A 20793-nucleotide genomic window follows, 5' to 3' on the forward strand; every position below is an offset into this window, starting at 1 on the left:
CCCGCTTGGCGGTTTCCTGGCCCTTGATGTCCGACAGGTCCGGCATGTTGGAGGGCGCGGCGCGCATCGCAGGCACCGGTCGCGAGAGCACCTGGGTGCCGCGAAAATGATTGGCGATGGCGATCAGGCTGCGCGGCGCCAGAATTTCGATCTCCTCGCCGGCCCATGCCGCTTCCGGGCCGCTGCCCGCCGGACAGATCAGCCCCTTGCCCAACGCATTGGCGCCGATCGCGGCGGGCAGTGCGCCAGCCACCGTGGCAATGGTGCCGTCAAGCGAGAGTTCCCCCAGCACCACATAGCCGTCCAGCGCGTCGCCGGGAATGGCGCCGAGTGCCGCCATCAGCCCGAGTGCAATCGGCAGATCGAAATGGCTGCCCTCCTTGGGCAGGTCAGCAGGCGCCAGATTGACGGTCACTTTCTTGGCCGGCAGCGCCAGACCGGAAGCATGCAGCGCCGCCTGAACCCGCTCTCGGCTCTCGGCCACCGCCTTGTCCGGCAGCCCGACAATGTGCATGTTCACCTTGCCCGGCGCGATCATCACCTGAACGTCGACCGGCACCGCCTCGATGCCCTGGAACGAAACCGTACTGACCCGCGCAACCATGTTTTCGGCCTCCTCACGCTGCCGCTTCAACCGCGCCGGAGCATTCGATTGTACCCGTTATGCGCGATAAGGGTGGAAGTTAAACACGGTATACGGACTAAAACAAGAACAATATGGCAACGAATACACTATTAAGGCGAATGAGGTTGTATCAGGTTGTAGAGCGGGAACGTTTCGGTCAGGCAGACCGCACCAATCCGTCCTGCCCAGGCAGGTCGGCAGCGGACAAGGCCGCCGGCGACGGCATATTCCATGCGTGAAGCCGGGCTGTCTCTCAGCCTCGCTTGGCTTCCACAGCATCCCAGAACAGCGCCGCCACGTCGGGCCCGCCGAAATTCCTGATCTCGCGAAGCCCGGTGGGCGAGGTGACGTTGATCTCGGTCATCAGGTCGCCGATGACGTCGATTCCGACCAGAATGAAGCCGCGCTCTTTCAGTGCCGGTCCGATGCGGGCGCAGATTTCCTTCTCGCGATCAGTCAGTTCGCTGTGCTCGGCGCGTCCGCCGACATGCATGTTGGAGCGTGAATCATGCTCGGCGGGAACCCGGTTGATGGCGCCCACCGGCTCGCCGTCGATCAGGATGATGCGCTTGTCGCCGGCCCGGACCCTGGAAAGATACTCCTGGGCGATGAACGGCTCGCGGTACATCTGCGCGAACATCTCCAGAAGCGAGGACATGTTGCGGTCGTCAGGCTTGACGTGGAACACGCCGGCGCCGCCATTGCCGTAAAGCGGCTTGAGGATCATGTCGCCGACCTCGGCACGGAAATCATTGATCGTCGCCGGATCACGGGAAATCAGGGTCCTGGGCATCAGGTCGGGAAATTCGGTGACAAAAATCTTTTCCGGCGAATTGCGCACCCAGGCCGGATCGTTGACCACCAGCGTCTTCGGATGCACCCGTTCGAGCAGATGCGTCGAGGTGATGTAGGCCATGTCGAAGGGCGGGTCCTGCCTGAGCAGCACCACATCCATGTCGGCCAGATTGATCTTTTCCTCCGGTCCGAGTTCGAAATGGTCGCCCTCGACATCCCTGAGGATCATCGGCTCGGCAACAGCCTGGATCACCCCGTCGCGCATCGACAGCTGGTCCGGCGTGTAGTGAAACAGCTTGTAGCCGCGCGCTTGTGCCTCCAGCGACATGGCGAAGGTGGAATCGCCGGCAATCTTGATCGAGCGCACATGGTCCATCTGGACCGCGACATTCCGGATCTTGCTCATGGGTGTGGTGTCTCCGCCAATCTGATGGATCCCACATAGGGTGTCGAAGGGGGCAATTGCAACGGGGGCGGGGAGGATTTGGCAGATCGATCGGCCAGGCAGGCGCCGGCTTTTTCGTTGTCGCGAACCGCCGCCAGACACGCCTCATGACCTGGACGGCAGCTTGTCAGGCTGCGATGTCGGCGACAACCCTGTTCCGGCCGGCGGCTTTGGCGGCGTAGAGCGCCTTGTCCGCGGCTTTAACCGCGGTCAGGAATGCGCCTTTGGTATCGCGGACCGTAGAATAGCCGATGCTGATGGTCACCTTGAGCGCAAAGCCGCGCACGTTGGTGGTGGTCTCTTCGACCGCCTTGCGAATGCGATCGGCGACCAGTTTCGTATGAATAGCATCCTGATCAGGCAGGACGAGTGCGATTTCCTCGCCGCCATAGCGCGCAACCAGATCTCCCGGACGTGCGTTGCAGGCGATAACGGACGCGACCTTCTGGATGATCTCGTCGCCCGTAACATGTCCGTATGTGTCGTTTATTCTTTTGAAGTTATCGATATCAATGAGCATGACGGCGCAGGGTTCGCCCGATCCTGCCCCTGATTCTGCCAGCCGGGATCCCTCTTCGTCGAAAACGCGCCTGTTTGCCAGGCCGGTGAGCGCATCGACTTTCGCCTGGTTTGTCAGCTTGCGCTCGTGGGAGAACTGGGAGGTGCGCCTGTTGAGTATTTCCGCAGCTCCGATGACCCCGACAAAATTGGCCAGGGCGATTGGCAGGCCGACTTTGCCAAGGATGAGCAGCGCCATTGACCAGGGAAGCAGAAACAGGCTGAGAAGCGCCAGGTTCGAAGCCAGACCCATCGCGACAAGCCTGAGCGGGCTCATCAGGCGTTGATTACCGAAATGCGCGAAGCAAAGCCCGGCAGCAGTCGAAATCATGATCCCCACGGCACCCGGCACCGCGCCCGCGCCGCCCTCCCAGAGACGAAAAACCAGTGCCGTTCCCGCAGTCAAAATGGTAGCGGGAAGCCCGCCATAGGATGCGACCAGAATAAGAAATACATGACGCAGATCGAAGATCAGCCCCGGAGCCAGTTCGATAGGGACCGCCATTGAACCCAAGGTTCCGGTAATGAACACGATTGTTGTGGCGGCGATGCGGCCTCGACGGGTCTGGCAATAGCGCAGCGCTGCCTCGTGCAGCAGCGCCGCAATGGCGATGATGCCGAAGCCCTGGAGAAATCCTGCGATGATGTCTTTCGCTTCCAATGATCCTGTTCCCTGCTGGCGCGCCGACCATCGAAGTCGTTCCGGTTGTCCCGAAAAATGACCCAGGAAGATTAAGAAAGAGCATCCAGTCGATGCCAAGAAAAAGCCGGCGTGCTGATTTCCCCGAGGGTAATCTTGCTTGCCAATGCCAGGCTGAATATGGCGGCGGGCATGTGAGCCCGCATGTCGGTTATCATTACCATGCCGTCACCGACCGCCTGCAGCAGTCACCAGTGACACTGGGTCCGGTTACAGAGGAGCATCGCGCTCCCATCGGCATCGCCATGGACGGGTTCGAGATATTCCTGCACCGGACGGCATCGGGCAATATCCCGGGCGAACTGGACAGCTGCAACGGTCACGAAGCCGAGGGGGTGGACTGTCATTACCACGCAGGAACCGCAGGCTCGAACGCGATTCTGGGCTGTCTTACGGCTCAGGCTGGCTGCGCTCTTGCAGGTGACGATGCGGTCTGCGACGCTCCATGCGCCCGCAGTGTCGATAAAGGGAAGTCCATCATGAGCAGCACGCGCCGGGGCAGGTTTGGTCTTATCCGCAAGGACGTCATGGAGTATCCCGGCGTCACAATGGGGCTTACCCTGCTCAGCGTGGCTGCCCTGTGGTCGGCCTCAAGTTACGGCTATTACGCCTTGGTCAGCGCCTTGCACCTGGAGAGCGGTTACAACGACGCTCCGTTTGTGTTCACCGCCTATTACCTGATCTGGACGGGGCTGGCCTTGCTTTGGTTCCGCAAGGTGCTGGCCGGTAGCCTCGTTCGCCGAAAGATCATGGCTCATGCCGTGGCAATGGCCCCGCTGATGCTGGTCATTGCTATTTTCGTGGCTGTCATACTGCCGAGCCTGCCGCCAGTCTCGGTGTGGCGCGCGCCCAGTGATCCGCCCGAGTTCATGTTCGCGTCCGGTTGGTATTACCTGCCCAAATCGGCGGACATCCTGTTCCAGCAGGTCCTGGTGGCGTCGCTGATTTACACCGCCGCCGAGTTGAAATTGCGCTTGATGACCATCTCAATCGGCATGGGGCTGATGTTCGGCGGTTTCCATCTTCTGCTGGCGCTCGACGGCTTCTTGCCGCTCTATGTGGCTCGTTTCACCATCGCCGCCTCCCTGTTCGGGCTTGTTGTTCCGTACATGTACCTGCGCCTGAAGCACGGCTTTCGCTGGGCCTATGGTCTGCATTGGTCGTTCTACGCGTTCGACGCGGCGGTCACCCACTTTGTTCTCGCAGTCCCGCGCTGGGCGGTCGGCATTCCAGGTGCGTAACAGAAGGTGCCGCCCGCCAAAGTTCAAAACGCATCCTCAAGATGCACAGGCCAGCGCCAGGGGCTGACCACGACGATGTCGTGGCGCCAGGACAGTCGCGCCGAATCCTTCTGCCGGCTGATGAACAACTCGCCCGCTGCCGCGATGCGCCGTTGCGCGGGATAGCTCACCGCATCCACACCCGCAGCCAGATCCCGCCGCGCCTTGACCTCGACAAAGGCGATGAGATCGCCCTTGCGCACCACCAGATCGATTTCGCCTGCCGGGGTGCGATAGCGCAGCGCTGCGATGCGATAGCCCTTGAGCATCAGGGCGAGTGCCGCCAGCCATTCCGCGCGCCGTCCCTTGCGCTCGGAGCGCCGTTTCCTGTCGAGCCTGTCGCCCGCGCTCACGCCTCGTCTTTCATGGCAAGCAATCTTGAATACAGATCCTTGCGCGTAAATCCTGTCAGCCGCGCCGCTTCCGTCGCGGCCTTGCCGGCGGGCAGGTCGGCTGCGAGCTTCGCCAGCAGCCTATCGACATCCTCTTCCGAGGGGGGTGGGGTAGAGCCGGGGCCGATCGCCAGCACGATCTCGCCGCGCACATTTTCATTCTCATATTGCACGGCCAATTCGCCCAGCGTGCCGCGCCGGACTTCCTCGAACGCCTTGGTCAGTTCGCGGCACACGGCAGCCGGCCGGTCCGGCCCAAGCACGTCGGAAGCGGATTTGAGGCAGGCCGCCAGCCGGTTCGGGCTTTCGAAAAACATCAGCGTCGCAGCCACCGTCTTGAATTCGCCAAGCCGGTCGCGCCGCGCCTTGTCCTTGGATGGCAGGAAACCGGCAAACAGGAACGTGTCGCTGGGCAAACCGGAGGCCACCAGCGCCGCCATCGGCGCCGAGGCACCGGGGATCGGGATCACCGGCACGCCGGTCTCGATTGCGGTCTGCGACAGCCGGTAGCCCGGATCCGAGATCAGCGGCGTGCCGGCATCCGAAATCAGCGCCACGCTCTTGCCCGCTTCAAGCGCCTCGATCAACTTGGGTCCAACGCGCTCGGCATTGTGCTCGTGATAGGCGTAAGGCCGGGTGGTGATGCCAAAGCGGTCGAGCAGCACCCGGCTGACGCGGGTGTCCTCGCAGGCGATGATGTCGGCGCCGGCAAGCGTTTCCAGCCCGCGGATCGTCATGTCGCCGAGGTTTCCGATCGGAGTGGAGATCAGATAGAGCCCCGGCTCGAGTGGTCGCGCCGCAATCTCGTGTCCGCCAATGCGGAACGAGCGCGCTTCGGTGTCCGCTGCCGGGTCGTTGCCGTCGGCCCTGGCCTCGGCGTTTGTTTTTTTCCGTGTCATGTCCGCGCTGGCGCCCCTTTGCTTCGGGATATTGCCTGCTGCATGGTTTGACAAGGTGTTCGCCCAATCAGGCGGGGCGCGGGCACGCCGCGACAACGCCTGTAACGATAGCGGCCTTTCGCGCCGCCGCCTTCATCATGGTCGCCTCATCGCAAGGACAGGCGGTTTGCCGGGGCTTGCGCATTAGCGGGCGATGCCGACAAACCTGGCATATAGGCGTTCACCGGACCCGCCGGCACACCGGTGGCGATCAGCATGGTTCAGCCAGTGCGGCCCTCGGGATGAACACCATGGCCATGGTCGAAACCCAGACCGGATCGAGATGCAATGGGCAAATTCCCTTCGCCGCCCGCAATTCCAGTATTGCACCGGAAGGACGAAAATGCCGGCTGTTCCTCTCGAGCAAATTTCATCAACAGAAATGGCAATGCGGTTTTGCGGACCGAGGCGGTCTTAAGAAGATAAAGGTTGTAGCATTTCAAATACACAACTGAAACTTTAAGTTAATGAGTATCCTGTATATCCGCCCCAGTAATTTGGATGATTTACGATTTAAAAACACTGGCTGCCAATTATGCGAAATTCAATTCTTGCAAGCATTTCACAGATCTTCGCGGTTCCCGGCAAGGATCCCGATTTGCTCAAGGAACAGTTCGAGGTGTTCTCAAGCCAGGTGCCGTTGATGTACGCGATTGTGCTCATCAATGCTTGGGGACTTGCCCTGAATTTCATGACAGCTGCCCCAGCATGGCTGACGATTTACAGTCCGGCAGCCCTCACTGTTGTTTGCTGCATCCGGCTTGTCGGCTGGTGGCGGGTGAGACACACGGTTCCCACACCCGAGGCGGCGCGAAAGGCGCTGACAAACACCAACAAAATGGGGTTTCTTCTCACAGTCGGGCTGTCCTGCTGGTCATTGTCGCTGTTTCAGTATGGCAATGCCTACATGCAAGGTAACGTTGCCTTTTTCATGGCCATTACCGGCGTGGGCGTCATCATCTGCCTGCAACAGTTGCCGTCTGCGGCGCTGATCGTTGCCATTGTCATCAATTTCGCCTTTGTGATGTATTTCAGCCTGGCGAATATTGCTACATTCGGGGGGATGGCAATCAATCTGTTGCTTGTCTCGATTGCTTTGCTGCTGGTGGTTTCGGTGCAGTTTCGCTACTTCAAGGGGGCAGTCAACGCCCGCAAGCAATTGGAAGCGATTGGCAAGACAAATTTCCGTCTCGCCAATCTCGATAGCCTCACCGGCCTGCCCAATCGCCGTCAGTTTTTCTCTCATCTTGAGGATGCAATCTCCGACGCCGATGGCCGACGTCACGCCGTCGGGATCATTGATCTGGATGGCTTCAAGCCGGTCAACGATCTCTATGGCCACAAGATCGGCGACACTCTTCTGGTCGAGGTCGGCCGGCGCCTGACGGAACTTGCCGATGACAGCACCCACATCGCCAGGCTTGGCGGTGACGAGTTTGCCCTGACCGTTGCCGATTGTCCCGACGACAGCGCACTGCTGGCGTTGGGCGAACGGATCTGCCAGGCTTTGCGTGATCCGTTCGTGCTTTCCGAGGCAACCGTGCAGATATCCGGGTCCATCGGTTTCGCGGTATATCCTGAACTGGCTGACAGCTCACACGAGCTTTATGAGCGGGCGGATTATGCGCTTTACCAGGGCAAGCGCGGCAACCGCGGCCATGCGGTACTGTTTTCCAGCGGCGATGTCGCCGATATCGAACAGGGCAAGCGGATTGAACAGGCGCTCAGCCACGCCGACATCGAACAGGAAATGACGGTGTTCTTCCAGCCCATCGTAAACATTCAAACCGGGGAGACTGCGGCTTTTGAAGCTCTGGCGCGGTGGACCAGTCCAACACTGGGCAGCGTGCCGCCGGATCAGTTCATACCGGTTGCCGAGCGGATCGGCCTGGTAAGTCAACTGACCCGGATATTGTTCAGGAAAGCGCTCGCAACGGCATCCGGCTGGCCGGAGGAAATCGGGCTTTCCTTCAACCTTTCAACCTACGACATCTGCTCGTCGGATGGTGTTGTTGCAGTTGTCGGCATCATCATGGCGAACGGCATTGACCCCAAACGCCTGGATTTCGAAATTACCGAGACCGCGATGATGTATGATTTCACCCAGGCCAGAGCATCAATCGAAATGCTCAAGGCGTTGGGGTGTGGCATTGCGCTCGACGATTTCGGAACCGGCTTCTCCAGCCTGAGCCAATTGCACGCCCTGCCACTGACCAAGATCAAGATCGATCGCAGCTTTGTCACCGATCTGGATCGGAAACCCGCCAGCTTCAAGATAGTCAAGTCGCTGCTTGCGCTCAGCTCCGACATGGGCCTGCACTGTGTCATTGAAGGTGTCGAGACCGCGGAAGAACTCACCGCGCTGAAATCACTTGGCGGACATCTGGTCCAGGGCTATTTCTTCTCACGTCCGGTATCGGAAATCGAAGCCACCAACTTCATTTCCCGCTCGAGTCCCGCGCAGGCGACCGGATAGGCCAGCAGGCTGGCGCATTGAATTGCGATGTGTCGATGGCAAGTCCATCCATTGCGGTGCGGTCAGGCGCCGTTCCATCCCGAGCGTGTCAACTCGTACCAGACTTCGCCGTGCTCGCTGCCCGGAACCGGATCGGGAAAATCGACGTAAACCGTGCGAGCGTAGCTCATACCGATCTTTTCCATGACGCGCCGCGAGGCGTGGTTCACCGCCATTGTGGTTGCCACGATCCTGTCATACCCACCGTTTTGAAACCCCCAGCCGACGAGCGCCGAAGCCCCTTCCGAGGCCAACCCCTGGCCCCAATCCGTCCGGCGCAGGCGATAGCCAAGTTCGGCCAGGGTCTCGCTCTCCGGCCACAAGCAGAACCAGCCGACGAACGCACCATTGGCTCTGCGACGCGCCGTCCAGACGTAGGGTTCTGTTCCTCTGGGCATGAGGAACGATGTGGCCGGTTCGCTTCGCTCGTGATCGATTGCGTGCCCGCCGTTCAGAAACAGCATGACCTCCGGATCAAGCTCCAGGCCGATGAAATCGGCCCGGTCATCCGGACAGCAACGACTGAGCGTCAGCGTCTTGGTCTGCAACATGGCCACGGTTGAGTATCCATCGCGAAAGCTTCGGCAAGCATGTCCCTGATCTGGCTGGACTTCCAGTCCTCAAGCCAGGTTGTCGGTTGCTCGAAAGCTCTCGCAGCGTTCGAGAGGCTCAGAATGCCAGGTCGGCCACCACCGCGTCGAGCACCAGCATGCCTTCGGGCGTGCAGCGGATCCGGTCGGGCGTCATCTGCTCTATCATGCCGTGGCTGATCAGAAATCCGGTTCGCTCGGCATCCAGGGTGCGGCCCGCAAGCGCGCTCCAGCGCTTGAGGTTGATGCCTTCGCGAAGTCTCAGCCCCATCAGCAACAGTTCGTCGGCTTGTTCGGACGCGGTCAATTCGCTGGTTTCGACCATGCCATGACCGCTGAGCGCGACAAGCTCCAGCCACTTTTCCGGATTGCGTTCGGTCGCGGTGGCGATCTTGCCCGCAGGTGTGAGCAGCCGGCCATGCGCGCCGGGCCCGATGCCGGCATAGTCGCCATATCGCCAATAGGTCAGATTGTGCCGGCTCTCGGCACCGGGCCTGGCATGGTTGGAAACCTCGTAGGCAGGCATGCCGTGGCCTTCGCACACCTGATGCGTCAGTTCATACAAGTGAGCCGAAAGATCGCCGTCCGGCACTATCAGCTTGCCGGCCTTGTGCAGGCCGTAAAACGGCGTGCCTTCCTCGATGGTCAGCTGATAGAGCGACAGATGGTCGGCGGCGAGCGAAATGGCTTCCTCAAGTTCGGCCGCCCAGGCCCTGGCCGTCTGGTCGGGCCTTGCATAGATCAGGTCGAACGACATTCGCGGGAAGATCTCCCGCGCCAGGCCAATCGCCTTGAGCGCATCGGCACGGTCATGCAGTCGTCCAAGCCGCTTGAGATCGGGATCGTTGAGCGCCTGCACGCCCATCGAGACCCGGTTGACGCCTGCCTCGCGGTAGCCGCGAAACCGGCCTGCCTCGACGCTGGAAGGATTGGCTTCCAGCGTGATCTCGATCCCCTCGGGCACCATCCAGGCTTCGCGAACGGCGTCCAGAATCGCTGCCACCGTGTCGGGCGACATCAGCGATGGCGTGCCGCCGCCGAAAAACATGCTGGTGACCACGCGCGGGCCGGAGATCGCCCGCATCGCCGCGATCTCGCGGGTGAAGGCGCTGACATAGGCCTGCTGATCGATACCGGCGTGACGGACATGGCTGTTGAAATCGCAATAGGGGCATTTGGCGGCGCAGAACGGCCAATGCAGATAGATCCCGAACCCGGGCTTGCCGGTATCGGGCGCGATGGCGCCGGACGCGGCGGCGTTTGCGGGGGGCGGCGTCTGGTTCACGTGGCGGGAACGCCCAGGCGTTGCTCAGCGAACAATTTGAAGGCGCGCGCCCGGTGCGACAGCGCGGTCGCCTGTCCCGGGTTCCAGCCGTGCTTTTCCTCCGCTGGCATCTCGCCAAAGGTGCGGTCGTGGCCATCGGGCCTGAACATGGGGTCATAGCCGAAGCCGAGAGATCCGCGCGGCGGCCAGACCAGAACGCCCGGTGCTTCGCCGCGATAGAAGCTGGTGTCTCCCTCGGGCGTCGCCAGGCACAGAACGCTGACGAAACGCCCTGTGCGTTGGGCGTCGCTTTCAGCCCCCCGGGCCTTGAGCGCGTCCTCGACCTTTTGCATGGCCCTGTCGAAACTCCGGCTGCCGTCGGCTTGCGTCGCCCAATCGGCCGTGTAGACCCCCGGCGCACCGTCCAGCGCATCCACCACCAGGCCCGAATCGTCCGACAGCGCGATCAGGCCGGAAGCCCGCGCCGAGGCAAGCGCCTTGGTGGCGGCATTGGCCTCGAAGGTGTCGCCGGTTTCCTCGGGTTCGGGAAGCCCAAGCTCGGCGGCAGACGTCACCTCGATGCCGAGCGGTCCGCACAAATCGCGCATTTCCGAGATCTTGCCGGCATTGTGGCTGGCGACCAGCAATGTGGTCAGCGTGGCGGGCGACGGATGGGTCATCGGCTGTTACAGCGGTCCTGCGACCGTCTCCTTCTGCATTGCCACCAGGTCGGCAATCCCGGCCTTGGCCAGTCCCATCAGTTCCAGAAGCTGGGCCTCGGAAAACGGTGCGCCTTCCGCAGTGCCCTGGATTTCGACAATGCCGCCCGATCCGGTCATGACGAAATTGGCGTCGGTTTCGGCGGCTGAATCCTCGAGATAATCCAGGTCAATCACCGGCTGGGCAGCGAAGATGCCGCACGAAACTGCCGCGACATGATCTTTGAGCACGCGGTCAACCTTGGCCATCGAGCGCTCTTCCATCCATTTCAGGCAATCGTGCAACGCGATCCACGCGCCGGTGATCGCCGCCGTCCTGGTGCCGCCATCGGCCTGGATAACATCGCAGTCGACGGTGATCTGGCGTTCGCCGAGCGCTTCGAGATCGACCACGGCGCGCAATGAACGGCCGATCAGGCGCTGGATTTCCAGCGTCCGGCCACCTTGCTTGCCGGCGGTTGCTTCGCGGCGCATGCGGTCACCGGTCGATCGCGGCAGCATTCCGTATTCCGCGGTCACCCAGCCCTTGCCGCCATTGCGCAGCCATGGCGGAACCCGCTCTTCCAGGCTCGCGGTGCACAGCACGTGGGTATCGCCGAACTTGACCAGGCAGGAACCCTCGGCATGTTTGGATACGTTGCGCTCAAAGCTGACCGCCCGCATCTTGTCTGTCTTCCGGCCCGATGGACGCATCTTGTTTCTCCTGATTCAAATATTGCCGCGTTCTATCGGCGCTCACCGCAGGATGCAAAGGAAAAGCGTTCCGGCCTTCAGGAGGCTGTAAACGGGCGTCTTTGTATTGCCCCTTCCGTGCCGCGCCGCAAAACCCTATATTCCGGCACAAGGGCCGCTATACTCCCTCCCAAGGGCATTGCCAGGGGCGGCCTCGAGGACAACATTGATGACCATGAACACGCCATCCATATCGGCGGATCTTGCCGGAACGCTTGATGAGCGGTCGCGGGAAATCTTTCGTGCGCTTGTGGAAAGCTACATGGAGTCGGGCGATCCGCTCGGCTCGCGCAGCCTGTCGCGGATGTTGCCGATGTCCCTGTCGCCGGCCTCGATCCGCAACGTGATGAGCGATCTTGAGGACCTCGGCCTGATTTACGCCCCGCATGTCAGCGCGGGTCGTCTGCCCACGCAGAAGGGGCTGCGCTTTTTCGTCGATGCCTTCATGCAGGTCGGCGATCTGCAGCCCGACATGCGCGAGACCATAGAACGCCAGGTGCATTCGGAGGATTCGAGCCGGCCGGTGGAGACGCTGCTGACCGAGGCGAGCCAGATGCTGTCGGGCATGACCCGCGGGGCGGGCCTGGTGATCGCCGCCAAGCAGGATGCCACCATCCGCCATATCGAGTTCATCCGGCTCGACCCGAACCGGGCGCTGGTGGTGCTGGTCGGCGGCAATGACCAGGTGGAAAACCGGGTGATGGAATTGCCCGACGGGGTGACTGCAGGGCAATTGACCGAAGCCGCGAATTTTCTCAACGCCCATCTTGCTGGACGGACGATGGGCGAGGTGCGCAGTGAACTTGAACGCATCACCGCCGAAGTTCGCTCTGAGCTCGATGTGCTGTCGCGCGATCTGGTCGAACGTGGTCTGGCGGTCTGGGCCGGAACCCGCGAAGGGGCGGGGGCTGCCAGGCTGATCGTGCGCGGTCGCGGCAACCTGCTTGAAGGCCTGTCGGCGGGAGAGGAACTCGACCGGCTCAGACTGCTGTTTGACGAGCTCGAACGCAAGGAGAGCCTGATCGAACTGATGACGCTGGCAGAGGAAGGCTCGGGTGTTCGCATCTTCATCGGCTCGGAGAACAAGCTGTTCTCCCTGTCCGGATCATCCCTGATCGTGGCGCCCTGGCGTGACAGCGACGACAAGGTCGTCGGCGCCGTCGGGATCATCGGCCCGACACGGCTCAACTACGCGCGGATCGTCCCGATGGTCGATTACACAGCCCAGCTGGTCTCCCGTCTGGTGCGCAAATAGCGCCGCCGGATCAGCCCGGCATCGATCTCGGCCCTTGATTTTTACTGTCCGAACGTCGATATGCGGGTCAACTCCCTAATTTGGTTCAAACAGTCAGGACATGCATATCATGAGCGATGAAAGCCAGGGCCACGAACACAACAAGCCACGGGCCGACGCCGCACAGAAGGATGGCGAAGCCGCCAATCCCGCACCGGCGGCTGAGCTTGATCCGATGGAAGCGCTTGCCGCCGACATAGAGCAGCTCAAGGACCAGCGTCTGCGGATGGCTGCGGACATGGAAAACCTGCGCCGGCGCACCGCCCGCGAAATCAAGGACGCCAAGAGCTACGCGATTTCGGGGTTTGCCCGCGACATGCTGCAGGTTTCCGACAATCTTCAGCGCGCGCTGGCCGCGGTGCCCGAGCAGACCGATGATGCGACCGACAACGGTCTCAAGTCACTGGTCGAGGGCGTCGAGCTGACCGAGCGGGCAATGCTGGCGGCGCTGGAACGTCACGGCGTGCGCAAGCTCGAGCCGAAGGGACAGAAATTCGATCCGAATTTCCACCAGGCGATGTACGAGGTTCCCAACCCCGATGTGCCCAACAACAGCGTCGTTGACGTGGTGCAGCCAGGCTATGTGATCGGTGATCGCATGCTTCGCCCGGCCATGGTCGGTGTCGCCAAGGGCGGTCCGAAAGAGGCGGCGGCGGCCCCCGAACCGGGTCCGATGAATTCGCAGGCGGAAAAGGACGCCTGAGTTCAACCTTGCCATAGTAACGGGCAGGAGACACGCACATGACCCTGCTCGAAGCTATCGATTATGCCGGTGTTGCGGTTTTCGCCGCCACCGGCGCGCTTGCCGCATCACGCAAACAGCTCGATATGATCGGCTTCATGTTCCTGGCCGCGGTAACCGGGATCGGCGGCGGCACTTTCCGCGATCTTGTGCTGGGTGCAACCCCGGTGTTCTGGGTTCACAAGCCTGCCTATCTGTTGGTCTGTGTCGCGGTGGCGGTGATTGTATATTTCACCGCCCATCTGGTGGAATCGCGCTATCGCCTGCTGCTCTGGTTCGATGCAATCGGCCTGTCGGCCTATTCCGTGATGGGTGCGGCCAAGGGCCTTGCGGTTTCCGGTTCGCCGATTGTGGCGCTGGTGACCGGCATGATGACCGCGACCATGGGTGGCATCCTGCGCGATCTTCTCGCTGGCGAACCTTCGGTGCTGATGCGTCCGGAAATCTATGTCTCGGCGGCACTTGTCGGTGCCGGCGGCTTTGTCGCCGCCAGCCTGTTCGGAGCGCCGCTGCTTGCTGCATCCGCTGCGGGCGTCATCCTCGCCTTCGCGGTGCGGGGCGGCGCCATCCGCTACAATTGGGCGTTCTCGCCCTACCGCTCACGCGCCGGCCGCCCACCCGAAGACGTGATGTGAAACCGGCCGGGTTCAGATGAACCCGGCGTCGCGCGCTGCATCCTTGAGCGAGAGCTGAGGCCGTGGCCCGATCTGCTGGATCACAAGGCCAGCGGCAAGGCTGCCGAGTTTCCCGCACACATCAAGCGGCTTTCCGGCCGCGTAACCATGCAGGAAGCCAGCCGCATACAGATCGCCTGCGCCGGTGGTGTCGACCACCTCGTCAATGTCGATGGCATCAATATCAACACGCTCATCGCCGCGGACAATTACGGACCCATGTTCGGACCGGGTGATGGCCGCGAGCTTGCAATCCTTGCGCAGCTGCGACACCGCATGTTCAAAGTTATCGGTCTCGTAGAGCGATTTGGCTTCTTCCGCATTGGCGAACACGATGTCGATGGTGCCCGAGCGCATCAGCTCGAGAAACTCTTGACGGTAGCGGCTGACGCAGAACGGATCCGACAGCGTCATCGACATTTCGCGGCCGTGCTTGTGGCCGATCTCGGCGCACAGACGGATAGCATCCTTGGCGCGCGGCGGATCCCACAGGTAACCTTCGAAATAGGTCACCTTCGCATCAGCCACCACATTGGCCTCGATGTCTTCCGGTCCGAGCTCGACGCAAGCGCCGAGATAGGTGTTCATCGAGCGTTCGCCATCCGGCGTGACGAAAATCATCGACCGGGCGGTGGGCGGCGTGCCGTCCAGCGGCTTGGTGTCGAAATGCACGCCCAGGGCGCGGATGTCGTGACTGAAGATCTTGCCCAGTTGATCGGCCGAAACCTTGCCGAAATAGGCCGAGCGGCTGCCGAAGCTGGCGAGACCGGCGGCGGTGTTGCCGGCGCTGCCGCCTGATGCCTCAATCGCGGGTCCCATGCGCGAATACAGCAATTCGGCCCGGTCGGCGTCGATCAGGTTCATCGCGCCCTTGATGATGTTGTTGTCGACGAGAAAAGCCTCGTCACAGCGGGCAATGATATCGACAATGGCATTGCCGATGCAAAGGACGTCAAACTTGCTCATGAAATGGTTCCGGTTGGCTCGCATGGTGTAGGTTCGTAATCAGACTTATTAGCGGTTTGAAGCCTTATTGGAACCCTTGGGTGTGCAATAACCACCATATGCGGCCATCTGCCGGTGCCTTTTTTGGTCGGAAAAACCGCGGTTAGGCCGCTGACTGCCGCAACCGGCTGACGTGATCATGAGCCGAAGTGTCGGAGCAGGACCGGAATTCTGCTGGGGATCTGTCACGCCTCGAATTTGCGTGGACGCAGGAATTCGGCGAAATTTTCCAGAAACAGGTGTTTGCCGGGGCTGTTCAGGGCGTCGCCAATCTCCCCCAGAACCGCTGAAATGAGGGTTTTTTGCACCCCGCAAAACCAGGCGGGCGGCTTGGCGATCTTTTTCTCCAGCAGAAACGAGGAGCCGAGGCACGATTGGCAGATTTCATTGGCCCAGCAGGTGCCGCAGGTCTCGTGGTAATCCTTTCCGTTTTCGACGAATTTTTTCGAAATCCTCGAGTAACGCTCCTGATCCCAGTCCTTGCCGATAAAGCCGTAGGACGTCTCCTCGGATTCCAGAAGATAACAGGGGAAGGCCTCGCCATCATAATTGACCGCCATGAAGCTGCGACCGGCGCCGCAGACGTGGGAGTTTTTCGCCTTGTTGACGAAGCCATCGATGACAAACTGAATGCCCCTGAGCAGAAATGGATCGTCAGACAGGAACGATCTGATGCAGTCCCGCGCGACATTGGAAAAATCCCGGGAAACCTTTTCGATTTCGGCGTAAGCGCCTTCACCGTGCCACGAGCCAAGCGCCAGGGTGATTTGCATTTCCCGCACGCCGAGGTCGAGAAAATGGGACACAACATCCCTCACTCCGACGCCATGCTGGTAGTGGGTCCGCGTGTAGACCGCCTCGACCGCCACCGGGTTGCCCGACTGCCGGAATTTCCCGATTGTTTCCGAGGCCTTGTTGTAGGAGCCCCGCCCGCCGGAGAATGGCCGGAGATGATCATGGATGCTCTGCTCCCCGTCCATGCTGACCAGAACGTAGAAATTCCGCGAGCAGAAAAACTCGATCATCTCGTCGGTGACAACGGTGCCGTTTGTGACGATCACGAAGGAAGGCGGGGGGAACCCGAGCTCGGCGCTTCTCATTTCGACATGATCGACCGCCAGGCAGATCTCCGTGAACGCCAGCGCCGGCTCTCCGCCGAGAAATTTCAGGCTTTTCAATCCGCCTTTCGACAAGTGCAAGGCCCGGTCGATCGCATCGCGGCAAGTCTGGGGGAGCATGATCTTCTTTGATTTGTTGAGATCCTCCGCATAGCAGTAGGAGCAGGCCAGATTGCAGATCTGGCTGATGTTGAGAACCAGATCCTTCAGTCCCTCGTCATTGACGGGTTGAGCCTGGGGTCGTGGTTTCTGCGCCCCGATGACACTTTGAAAGAACTGACGTGCGGCGTCCTCAAACGGCTTTTCACCAGGCAGGTTTTTTGAAAACTCATCGGATCTGAAAGCCTCGAGTTCCGAGATGACGGAACCCGGCGCTTCAAAAAGGGTGCAGATCTCCGGCAGGAAGATGTAATCGCCCCCGGAGCCGGAGACGATGGTGAACCTGCCCTTCGCCGCGGCCTTTTTCTCGGTGCGCGGGCGTGTGCCGACGGGAACGGGGGAAGGCATGGCGTTGCTCCATTTCCAGTGGGGGAACCCGGTGCGGCGGCCGCCGCCAGGCAGCCGCCGCGGGTGCTATCTCAGCCGCAGCCGATACCGCCGCAATTCGCACGTGATGCAGACGCAAGCTCGGAGAGCTTGTTGATGTCTTCGGCGCTCATTGCGGCGATCGCATCCTTGTTTGCCATCAGCGCGCGGATTGGCCCAGCTCCAATGGCTTCGGCGACTTTTTCCATATCCCTGCCCGATAGATGGGAAAGGTCCGGTGCATCTCTTGATGCCATGATACGCTCCCTTTTCTTCGTATGAACATTGACACAGGCCCGGCCAGAACATGACGAACCCATCACGATGGTAACATGTGTCAAAGATAAAATAAATCTAAGGTAGCAATAAAACTAAATACAACCTATGACAATGGTCTCGTTGAACCCTGCCCGCATCAGCTGTCGTCCGGATAACCCAGCCGCGCTGAAACTAGCCCAGCATGTTGATCACGAATGCTCTGCGCTCCGCGATCGAGGCGCGGGGAATTTCCAGCAGATCATATCCGGCGGCGCTGTAAGCCGCGAGATTGGCTTCATAATCGCGGATCGCAAAATTGAAATCATGCCGCCTTTCAGCATCACGCGCAAAGATTGCCTCCCAGGGCGGACAGACAAAAACCGGATTGTCGAACCGTCGTTCCGCAACTGCTTCGAGCATGAAACGCGGAGGCTGTCGCCCGATCACCTCTCCGTAAGCAATGGCCTCGATAAAACTCCGGTCGAAAAACACAGATTGGCCGGCGGTCTCGGCGATCTGGTCAAAGGCGGCAATCGAACGCGCAAACAGCAGGTTCATGAACGCGGCCTTGTCGGCCCAGGGCAGGGCCGTGCCGTTTGACGCCAATTGCTCGGCGACGATCTGGCGTCCGGCCTCGGGCGCACAGGTGTATCCCGCGGCGGACAGGGACTTGATCAATGTCGATTTGCCGCCGCCCGATGCGCCGGTGATGACGAATTTCGGCATGGCCGATTTGCCCCCTGACAGATGTGCCGATGGGATCGGGAGACTGGTCGAGAACTCCCTGGTGTCAGCGCCGGCCGGTGTCAGTCAGCCGCCGCTTGAGCTCGTACAGCGCTTCCAGCGCATCGCGCGGCGTCATGTCATCGGGATTGAGCGCCTCCAGATAGGCATCCGATTGCGATGGTCCCTTCGCAGTCCTGGCCGGCTCCCTTTTTACCGGCATTGCAAACAGCGGCAGATCATCGACAAGTCTTGCGGCCGGGTTCTCCCGTTCGCTGGTTTCCAGAAGCTGCAGCACTTCGCGGGCCCGCGCCACCACCGCATCGGGAAGCCCGGCCAGCCGCGCCACCTGGATGCCGTAAGAGCGGTCTGCGGCACCGGGTCCGACCTCGTGCAGGAAGACGACTTCGCCCTGCCATTCCTTGACCTTCATGGTGGCGTTGGAAAGCCGCGGCAATTTTTCCGACAGCGCGGTCAGTTCGTGGAAATGCGTGGCGAACAAGCCCCGGCAGCGATTTTGCGCGTGCAGGTGCTCGACCGCCGCCCAGGCGATCGACAGCCCGTCAAAGGTGGCGGTGCCGCGCCCGATCTCGTCGAGAATGACCAGTGAGCGCGGGCCGGCCTGGTTGAGGATCGCCGCCGTCTCCACCATCTCGACCATGAAGGTCGAGCGTCCGCGCGCCAGATCGTCCGAGGCGCCAACCCGCGAAAACAGCCGGTCGACCGCTCCGATATGAGCCGCGCCCGCAGGCACGAAGGATCCGATTTGCGCCAGGATCGCAATCAGCGCGTTCTGTCTGAGAAAAGTTGATTTACCACCCATGTTGGGCCCGGTCAGCAGCCAGATCGACCCGCCTTCGCCGGTTTCGTCGGGGGGTGAAAGATCGCAATCATTGGCGACAAACGGTTGCGCGGCCTGGCGCCGGAGCGCCTGTTCGACAACCGGGTGCCGCCCTGCGATGATCTCGAAGGCGAGGCTGTCGTCAACCCTCGGCCTCGCATAGCCCTGTTCGCTTGCCAATTCCGCCAGCGCCGCCGTCACATCGATCACCGACAGCGCATCCGCTGCCGCCTTGATCGCATCGGCGTGGACTACTGCGAGCTTCACCAACTCGTCAAAGGCGGCAAGCTCGATGGTTAGCGCTTCGCCCGCTGCATTGGCGATGCGGGTCTCGAGGTCGGAAAGTTCCGTGGTGGTGAAGCGCATGGCGTTAGCCATGGTCTGGCGATGGATGAAGCGGGATTTTGCCTCGTCGCCTGTCGTCAGCGGCCCGGCATTCTGGGCGGTGACCTCGATGAAATAGCCAAGCATGTTGTTGTGCTTGATCTTAAGCGCGCGGACCCCGGTCTCCTCGGCATAGGAGAGCTGAAGTCCTGCGATCACCCGCCGCGACTGGTCGCGCAAGGCCCGAAGTTCATCAAGTTCCGCCGAATACCCGGTGCGGACAAATCCGCCGTCGCGCTTCATCAAGGGCAGTTCATCATCAAGCGTTGCTGACAGCCGGTCGCTGATCTCGTCGGGAAGCGCCTTGAGTGCGGTCACGGCCTTGGCGAGATGATCAGGCGCGTCGCCGGCTTCAAACACCCTGGCGATGTCGCCAGCGGCCCTGACGCCGGTCAGGATTGCGCCGAGATCACGCGGACCGCCGCGATTGAGCGCCAGCCGCGACAAGGCGCGCGGCATGTCGGCAACGCCCTTGAGCGCTCGCCTGAGCGTGTCGGTCAGCGACTGCTCGGCGATCAGCCAGGAGACACCGTCAAGCCGGGCATTGATGGCGTCGGGATCGGTCAGCGGCGCCATCAGCCATTCGGCAAGCTTGCGCCCGCCGCCGCCGGTCACAGTCCGGTCGATTGCCTTGATCAGGCTGCCCTGCCGCTCGCCCGAAAGCGTGCGGACCAGCTCGAGATTGGCCCGTGTCGCCGGGTCGATGAACATCCGCGCGCCGTCGCTTTCGCGCTCGGGACGCCCCAGCGGCGGGCGCTCGGAAATCTGGGTTTTCTCGACATAGGCGATGACGGCCGCGGCAGCCGCCAGTTCAGCGCGTGAAAAACTTCCGAAACCGTCGAGCGATCCGACCTCGAAAAACCGCGAGATCCGTCCCTCGGCGGTGGCGCTGTCAAACAGAACCGCCGGCTGCGGTGCCGCCACCCGTCCGATTTGGTCGATCAGCGGCCGGATTTCAGGATCGTGGAACACGTTCTCCGCCAGAATCAGTTCGCTCGGCTCGACCCGGGCGATATCGGCGAGAAGCCTCGCTGGGCGGCTTTCAGCAACATGGAACGCGCCGGTTGAAATATCGATCCAGGCCAGCCCGAACTGCGCGTCGCCTGAACCCTTGATCCGCGCCAGGGCCATCAGGAAGTTTGACTGCGACGGATCGAGCAACCTCTCCTCGGTCAGCGTTCCCGGCGTCACCAGCCGCGTCACGTCGCGCCGGACAACCGATTTCGCGCCGCGTTTCTTGGCCTCCGCCGGATCCTCGGTCTGCTCGCACACGGCGACCCGGAACCCCAGCGAAATCAGTTTCTGAAGATAGTCGTCGGCGGCATGCACCGGCACGCCGCACATCGGAATGTCCTGCCCCAGATGCTGGCCGCGCTTGGTCAGCGTGATGCCGAGCGCCCGCGAGGCGTCCACCGCGTCCTCGAAGAACAATTCGTAGAAATCGCCCATCCGGTAGAACAGCAGCGAATCCGGATTGGCCGCCTTGATCTCGATGAACTGCTCCATCATCGGCGTCGCGGTGGCGCGGCTTTCCGCGGTGGCGAGCTGGGCGGTTGTCAATATGGCGGGAGTGAGCGGGTTTTCTGCGTTCAAGAGCGGGTATCTGCCTTGGGTTTTCAGCGGTTTGCGATGTAAGTTTCAGCGGATCGTCGGCTTTACAGCCTGATCCAACCACC

Annotated in this window: 19 protein-coding genes; 5 read left to right on the top strand and 14 right to left on the bottom strand. The window is 61.3% G+C overall.

The genetic code is table 11. The annotated features are described in order from the left end of the window. The 3 genes from ABJN75_RS14290 to ABJN75_RS14300 all read right to left on the bottom strand — a co-directional run. Nucleotides 1-604 (bottom strand): magnesium chelatase domain-containing protein (locus ABJN75_RS14290; protein WP_348440249.1); only part of this gene is annotated, 604 nt, incomplete at its 3' end. Between the two features lie 274 nt (nt 605-878). Beyond that, on the bottom strand, nt 879-1826 hold the full coding sequence (gene gshB, locus ABJN75_RS14295) for a glutathione synthase (protein ID WP_348440250.1): 948 nt from the start codon (nt 1824-1826) through the stop codon (nt 879-881). A gap of 166 nt (nt 1827-1992) precedes the next feature. Then, on the bottom strand, nt 1993-3084 hold the full coding sequence (locus ABJN75_RS14300; protein ID WP_348440251.1) for a diguanylate cyclase: 1092 nt from the start codon (nt 3082-3084) through the stop codon (nt 1993-1995). On the opposite strand from ABJN75_RS14300, the gene ABJN75_RS14305 reads away from it, so the two are divergent. Beyond that, nucleotides 3084-4364, top strand: a complete 1281-nt coding sequence (locus ABJN75_RS14305; protein WP_348440252.1) for a YHYH protein — start codon at nt 3084-3086, stop codon at nt 4362-4364. The genes ABJN75_RS14300 and ABJN75_RS14305 overlap by 1 nt on opposite strands. Before the next feature lie 23 nt (nt 4365-4387). Here the strand turns inward: ABJN75_RS14305 and ABJN75_RS14310 are convergent, their stop codons facing one another. Further along, nucleotides 4388-4756, bottom strand: coding sequence for a YraN family protein (locus ABJN75_RS14310; RefSeq protein ID WP_348440253.1), 369 nt, complete (start codon nt 4754-4756; stop codon nt 4388-4390). Continuing rightward, the gene (gene rsmI, locus ABJN75_RS14315) at nt 4753-5694 is read right to left on the bottom strand and encodes a 16S rRNA (cytidine(1402)-2'-O)-methyltransferase (protein WP_348440254.1); all 942 of its coding nucleotides are present in this window, start codon (nt 5692-5694) and stop codon (nt 4753-4755) included. Before rsmI ends, ABJN75_RS14310 begins: the two co-directional genes overlap by 4 nt. A 574-nt stretch (nt 5695-6268) precedes the next feature. Here rsmI and ABJN75_RS14320 point away from each other — a divergent pair. After that, nucleotides 6269-8209, top strand: coding sequence for an EAL domain-containing protein (locus tag ABJN75_RS14320; RefSeq protein WP_348440255.1), 1941 nt, complete (start codon nt 6269-6271; stop codon nt 8207-8209). A 62-nt stretch (nt 8210-8271) separates the two neighbouring features. On the opposite strand, the gene ABJN75_RS14325 is transcribed toward ABJN75_RS14320, so the two are convergent. The 4 genes from ABJN75_RS14325 to rph all read right to left on the bottom strand — a co-directional run bounded on the left by ABJN75_RS14325 (nt 8272) and on the right by rph (nt 11514). Beyond that, nucleotides 8272-8799, bottom strand: a complete 528-nt coding sequence (locus ABJN75_RS14325) for a GNAT family N-acetyltransferase (protein ID WP_348440376.1) — start codon at nt 8797-8799, stop codon at nt 8272-8274. Between the two features lie 118 nt (nt 8800-8917). Continuing rightward, nucleotides 8918-10123 carry a radical SAM family heme chaperone HemW gene (hemW, locus tag ABJN75_RS14330; protein ID WP_348440256.1) on the bottom strand — a complete coding sequence of 402 codons (1206 nt, stop codon included), beginning with the start codon at nt 10121-10123 and terminating at the stop codon, nt 8918-8920. Continuing rightward, nucleotides 10120-10782 (bottom strand): non-canonical purine NTP pyrophosphatase, encoded by a 663-nt coding sequence (locus ABJN75_RS14335; protein WP_348440257.1) that lies wholly within the window; start codon nt 10780-10782, stop codon nt 10120-10122. The genes hemW and ABJN75_RS14335 overlap by 4 nt, the downstream gene beginning before the upstream one ends. Before the next feature lie 6 nt (nt 10783-10788). Further along, the gene (rph, locus tag ABJN75_RS14340) at nt 10789-11514 is read right to left on the bottom strand and encodes a ribonuclease PH (protein WP_348440258.1); all 726 of its coding nucleotides are present in this window, start codon (nt 11512-11514) and stop codon (nt 10789-10791) included. 214 nt (nt 11515-11728) lie between these two features. Here rph and hrcA point away from each other — a divergent pair, with 214 nt between their 5' ends. The 3 genes from hrcA (at nt 11729) to ABJN75_RS14355 (ending at nt 14224) form a co-directional block, all read left to right on the top strand. Beyond that, nucleotides 11729-12808 carry a heat-inducible transcriptional repressor HrcA gene (gene hrcA / locus ABJN75_RS14345; protein WP_348440377.1) on the top strand — a complete coding sequence of 360 codons (1080 nt, stop codon included), beginning with the start codon at nt 11729-11731 and terminating at the stop codon, nt 12806-12808. Nucleotides 12809-12917: 109 nt separating this feature from the next. Further along, nucleotides 12918-13550, top strand: a complete 633-nt coding sequence (gene grpE / locus ABJN75_RS14350; protein WP_348440259.1) for a nucleotide exchange factor GrpE — start codon at nt 12918-12920, stop codon at nt 13548-13550. A gap of 38 nt (nt 13551-13588) precedes the next feature. Then, the gene (locus ABJN75_RS14355; RefSeq protein ID WP_348440260.1) at nt 13589-14224 is read left to right on the top strand and encodes a trimeric intracellular cation channel family protein; all 636 of its coding nucleotides are present in this window, start codon (nt 13589-13591) and stop codon (nt 14222-14224) included. A gap of 12 nt (nt 14225-14236) precedes the next feature. Here the strand turns inward: ABJN75_RS14355 and ABJN75_RS14360 are convergent, their stop codons facing one another. The 5 genes from ABJN75_RS14360 to mutS form a co-directional block, all read right to left on the bottom strand. Next, a complete protein-coding gene (locus tag ABJN75_RS14360) occupies nt 14237-15229 on the bottom strand; it encodes an adenosine kinase (RefSeq protein ID WP_348440261.1) in 993 nt (330 codons plus the stop codon). A gap of 224 nt (nt 15230-15453) precedes the next feature. Further along, the gene (locus tag ABJN75_RS14365) at nt 15454-16893 is read right to left on the bottom strand and encodes a radical SAM protein (protein WP_348440262.1); all 1440 of its coding nucleotides are present in this window, start codon (nt 16891-16893) and stop codon (nt 15454-15456) included. A gap of 71 nt (nt 16894-16964) precedes the next feature. After that, nucleotides 16965-17168 (bottom strand): hypothetical protein, encoded by a 204-nt coding sequence (locus ABJN75_RS14370; protein ID WP_348440263.1) that lies wholly within the window; start codon nt 17166-17168, stop codon nt 16965-16967. 193 nt (nt 17169-17361) lie between these two features. Continuing rightward, nucleotides 17362-17895, bottom strand: a complete 534-nt coding sequence (locus tag ABJN75_RS14375; RefSeq protein ID WP_348440264.1) for an AAA family ATPase — start codon at nt 17893-17895, stop codon at nt 17362-17364. A 64-nt stretch (nt 17896-17959) separates the two neighbouring features. Next, the gene (gene mutS, locus ABJN75_RS14380; RefSeq protein ID WP_348440265.1) at nt 17960-20710 is read right to left on the bottom strand and encodes a DNA mismatch repair protein MutS; all 2751 of its coding nucleotides are present in this window, start codon (nt 20708-20710) and stop codon (nt 17960-17962) included. Nucleotides 20711-20793: the final 83 nt, after the last annotated feature.

It is taken from the genome of Hoeflea sp. (assembly GCF_039975035.1).
Lineage (GTDB): Bacteria > Pseudomonadota > Alphaproteobacteria > Rhizobiales > Rhizobiaceae > Hoeflea.